The sequence below is a fragment of the Leisingera daeponensis genome, assembly GCF_019801465.1.
Lineage (GTDB): Bacteria > Pseudomonadota > Alphaproteobacteria > Rhodobacterales > Rhodobacteraceae > Leisingera > Leisingera daeponensis_A.
Window position 1 is genome coordinate 1 of record NZ_JAHVJA010000033.1, and the last position, 4621, is coordinate 4621.

The 4621-nt window shown below is 47.3% G+C and carries 2 protein-coding genes and 1 pseudogene; 2 read left to right on the top strand and 1 reads right to left on the bottom strand.

Going from position 1 to position 4621, the window contains the following annotated elements:
- Positions 1-97 (top strand): annotated as a pseudogene (locus KUV26_RS23355) (IS5/IS1182 family transposase); the annotation flags it as partial.
- A gap of 827 nt (positions 98-924) precedes the next feature.
- On the opposite strand, the gene KUV26_RS23360 reads toward KUV26_RS23355, so the two are convergent.
- Entirely contained in the window at positions 925-1251 is a 327-nt protein-coding gene (locus KUV26_RS23360; RefSeq protein WP_222505985.1) for a hypothetical protein, read from the bottom strand.
- Positions 1252-1698: 447 nt separating this feature from the next.
- Here KUV26_RS23360 and KUV26_RS23365 point away from each other — a divergent pair, with 447 nt between their 5' ends.
- Complete coding sequence (locus tag KUV26_RS23365; RefSeq protein ID WP_222510257.1) at positions 1699-4446, top strand: calcium-binding protein; 2748 nt, start codon at positions 1699-1701, stop codon at positions 4444-4446.
- Positions 4447-4621: the final 175 nt, after the last annotated feature.

Genomic DNA, 4621 nt, shown 5'->3' on the forward strand with positions numbered 1-4621 from the left:
GAAGGACTGGCGGCGGGTTGCGACACGATACGACAGATGCCCAAAAGTCTTCCTGTCAGCAATCGCGCTTGCAGCCCTCGTTATCTACTGGCTTTGAAACTCAATGAGTCCAGAGCCTAAAGCAAGTATCCTCATAGTCAAATCGCACCTCTACCTCAACACGTTTCAAAACGAAGCTCGTAAGCCTCTGAGTTGTTCAAAATTTCCGATGAATCTTCAAGCCTTTCCTTCCCTTTCCTCCCCAAGAAACAAATAAACGCAAACATCCTGATCAGGCCTCATCGTAGTACCAGGAAGAAAAAATCGGATCTATGCTTCTACATGAAAACGAATCCCTTACACGGCGGCTAAAGTGCAACTCGTAAGAAGGCGCCAAAACCGGATAGACGAAGCGCCCCGAGATTTTAGATCCCAACTTCAGTGCTTTAAGTGTTTCAATTGCGGGCGCCAAACCTGACCAGCCAGTTGAATTAATCGAAAACGCCAATTTAGTCAACTTGTCGTATAGGTGTCCGTGATGGATCGTTTTGTATAATATCCCCACCCATTTCGTTTGCCGCTCGAAAGGCGAGGCCGCACAGGACGCGCCCCCGCCATATGTATATTTTGGATCAAAGAGCTGAGCTAGTCCCCAGAGAAAATTGGCCTCAAAGACTATGCTCAAAACTTTTCCAGACCTGGTTCTCCCTTCGAATTTTTGGTGCAGAATACGCCTTCTGCCTGGCAAAGATGGAGTCCAGCTTGAAGCTCGCTCGTGTGGAGTAAGTAAGTCAAGAAACTTCGCCTTGAAAGTTCGTAGCCAAAGTTCCGGTATGCCAGCTTCATACAATACCTCCATCATTTCGCACCACCGTAATAAATAGACGGCCTCAACCTATGCATGCAGATTGTCAAAGCGCCGCCAATCCATATCAGTTAGCATAATTAGCTATGTTCGGAGGAGGGATCTAGATTCTTGTAACGCTCTCGCCCGGACCTGGTGTCATCTCCCGCATGGTAAATTGAGAAACCCGCAGCTTCGATCATATCAATGATCTGCCAAAAAGTGTTATCGTCCATTCTGTTGAAAATATCTTCAAATAGATCATCCTCTGGAGAGGGTTTTATTCTCGATAGGTGCTCTTTCTGAACTAACTCACGCGCTGTGGGAATGTTTTGCAAGGCCGTTTTCCCGAGCTGCCTCTTTGGCGTCGGCGCTCTATCGGAAATTTGTACCACATTCTTCGAGTTGAATTTTTGCTCTATTGTCATGCGCTTCTCCAGTATAATCCCCACCCGGTCCAACGATCTGAGCACTGCGCCATTGCAGATTGCGTTGCTGACGCCGTCGTTACCGCGATGCACATAGCGTCAAATCGTCTTCGTTAACGCTCGGTCAGAGAAAAGCTGACAACCTCTTGAACTCTTTTTTTGACAGGCAAGCTTTACCTGCGTAGCCAGCATCCGCGCCGAAATTTTAACAGAAGGTGAATCCCCCCTTCATTTTGGGAAATTTTACGATTTTTTACGTAAAATCTGCGCCATTTTCTCGCCGTGCCTGGCAACTCCATCTCTGTTTGTTAGGGAACCATTCAAGTCAGTCACTCAATGTACCCTGTATGTTCCCCCTTCACCCCACTAAGGGATCGTTTCTCATACGAGATAGGTCCAGTGAAAAATCCCGGGAACTATGAGTTACCGATTGTGGAGTTCCTAGTAATGCCAACCTTCCATCTTGAGAATTCTGACGCCAGATCATTTCAGGTCAGCGATGACATGTTCGGCGCGAACATTATAGCTGACAGTAATGAGGTGACCGGGGTGCCTAATGAGCACTTTCAGGAAGCTGTCAGCCAGCTTGGCATCTCAAGGCTAAGATACCCGGCCGGGAAAGCGGAAGGTGAAAATATAACAGAACTAAACCACCAAAATTTCGGCGTTAACAAGCTGGACGAAGACCTTCGTAGCTACCTTGATTACATAAAGAAAAGTAGCACAGAAACCACGCTGGTGGTTCCCGCGCTTGACGCCAGGGCTAACGATGGAGATCTTCAAGAGTGGTCAAGCCTTGTTCTCGAATATATGGATGGCGCCGAGCACCTAATCAAAGCCTTTGAAATTGGAAACGAGTACTGGGGAACGGTTGGTGAAAATGTTTACGGTAATAACGCTTCAGATATCATTGAATCTTTACAGGAAAGCCTAAATAGCGACGCGACCGAATACAAGCCTGGCATTTGGATTCAGACGGCAAACCCTGTTGGGGGGGCTTCAAACTACAAAGGCGATAGCTCCGGTACTGTAAGCGATTTCGATGCTGTCCGGGCTTTGAACACTTGGTTGGTTGAGAAGCGGCCGTCTGATTGGGGTTTTGACCAGAGTGCTAGCCAGTATTTTCACTCATTAAGTTCGTTTGAAAGAAAAATTATTAAGGCAAACTTGGAGATTTTGGAGCAACTAGACAGCGATCACGACATTTCAAATGGATTTCAAAGTGCCAGTGAAGGAATGGTGGTCGATGGAATTGTCGCTCATTATTACTATAACAAGTCTTACGATGAATTTGGCGGTAGCTACGATGCCTGGCAGAACAACTATCTAAATCACAGGTTTTCCGTCTGGGAGGCCATGTTGCCTCAAAACGTGGAGATCCAAATCACTGAATGGAATGTGCGCGCCAGAAACGCCGAGGAAGCCGGTTTGAAAGCTGCTGGAGTGATTCAGGAGCAATTTCAGAACATGGTTGAGCTTGGAGTGAACGGTGCTGATTTCTGGGGTGTGAGGCACAATATGCCAAATTCAGTTGCTGGAGATTACAGAGATCAAAACCCCGTCTCTCTTTCTCCGGCAGGAATAATGTTTCAGTTCATGTCCGAAAATCTAAATGGGACTGGGCACAAGGCAATGAGGGCGCTGAGTGTTTCAGGATTTGATAGCGCAGTTGCCGAAGTAAATGTATACGCGAGTGACTACAAGACAGTAATTTATGTGACCTCCCGGTCGAAAAATTTTAATGAGGAAATATGCTTGAACATCAACAATATCGCTACTGGGGCGTGGGAGTGGAGTGGTAGAAAAGTTGGAGTCGATCCTTCCAGCTCGAATGGATTAAGTGAGCATTGGGCGTATGACGATGAGGGTGATGAAATTATTCGAACAAGGGTGCCTAAACGGATAATCTCGGAGGAGGAGCGTGACGCTTTACGGGATCGACTCGGGCAAGATATTGCGGATCGTTATATATCAGTTGATTCTGATGGAAATTACCGCACCTACCTTCCGCATTCGAATGGGATTATTCCGAAAATTTCGAACCCAAATTCTATGTCTGATTTTTACTTTGCGACAGAATCGGATGTTCGCGGGATGGTAACGACGCTTCCGCAAAGCCAACTCGGAAAGAGGACCGACGGCCTTAAGCTTAATCTCGATCCTTTTGAGTTTGCGGAAATAACGGTGAGTACCACCCAAAGTATCACAGGCACTCGTTCAAACGATTTTCTCGCCGGAGCTTGGGGAAGGGATGTTATTGCAGGATACGGCGGCAATGATGAAGTTTTGGGGAAAGGTGGATCCGACAAATTGTTCGGCGGACGGGGATCAGACACGATTTTTGGCGGCAATGGTGATGACAAGATTTTGGGGGGTATAGAAACCGACAAGCTGTTCGGAGGTCATGGGATCGACACTCTTTATGGTGGCAGAGGTGACGACAAGCTTTATGGCGGTGATGATACTGATATGCTGTTCGGAGGTCTTGGTTCCGACACGCTATTTGGTGGCAGCGGTGATGACAAGCTTTATGGCGATGATGATACTGACCTTCTGTTCGGAGGCAGCGGATCAGACACGCTTTATGGTGGTAGAGGTGCCGACAAGCTTTTGGGAGGCATAGAAACCGATAAGCTGTTTGGTGGTCCTGGAGCTGACATACTGAATGGTGGTGGAGGAGACGACAAGCTATATGGCGGTGATGATAAAGACAAGTTGTTCGGAGGGCGAGGATCAGACACGCTTTATGGTGGAGAAGGTGACGATAAACTTTTTGGTGGCACTGAAATTGACAAATTGCATGGAGGAAGTGGGGCAGACACACTCTTTGGTGAAAGCGGTCACGATAGGTTAGTAGGTGGTGGTGGCAATGACTTGCTTAGAGGAGGAGGTGGAAAGGACATCCTGGTTGGCGGGAGTGGTGAGGATGTCTTTGTATTTGAGGAGGGCGACCTGTGTTCATTCGATGTAAACAAACGGCAAGAGCTCGATAAAATCATGGATTTTACTGTCGGCGAAGATAAAATTCGTTTGGATATGGATGGTGTCGAAGGATTGAGAGACTTGAGAATGTGGCGTGACATCACAAATGACCAGTTCGTAATAAAAATCTCCGGATCGGACGAGCGTATTCTGTTAGATGGGGACTTCTCCTGGATTGAGATGTATTCTGCATCTAACTTTGATTTTTTGTAATTCCTCTGCCTGCTCTGCCCCCTTAAAACTGGACCGTATGAAGCTGGAGCTTTCCGCTAGGGTCAGGACCCATTGATTTCCGGTGGGTGGCGTGATTCACGGTTCGAAAAATGAGCGGTGATATGTCTGATCTTTTCTGGCTGACGGACGCGCAGATGGACCGTCTTGAGCCTTA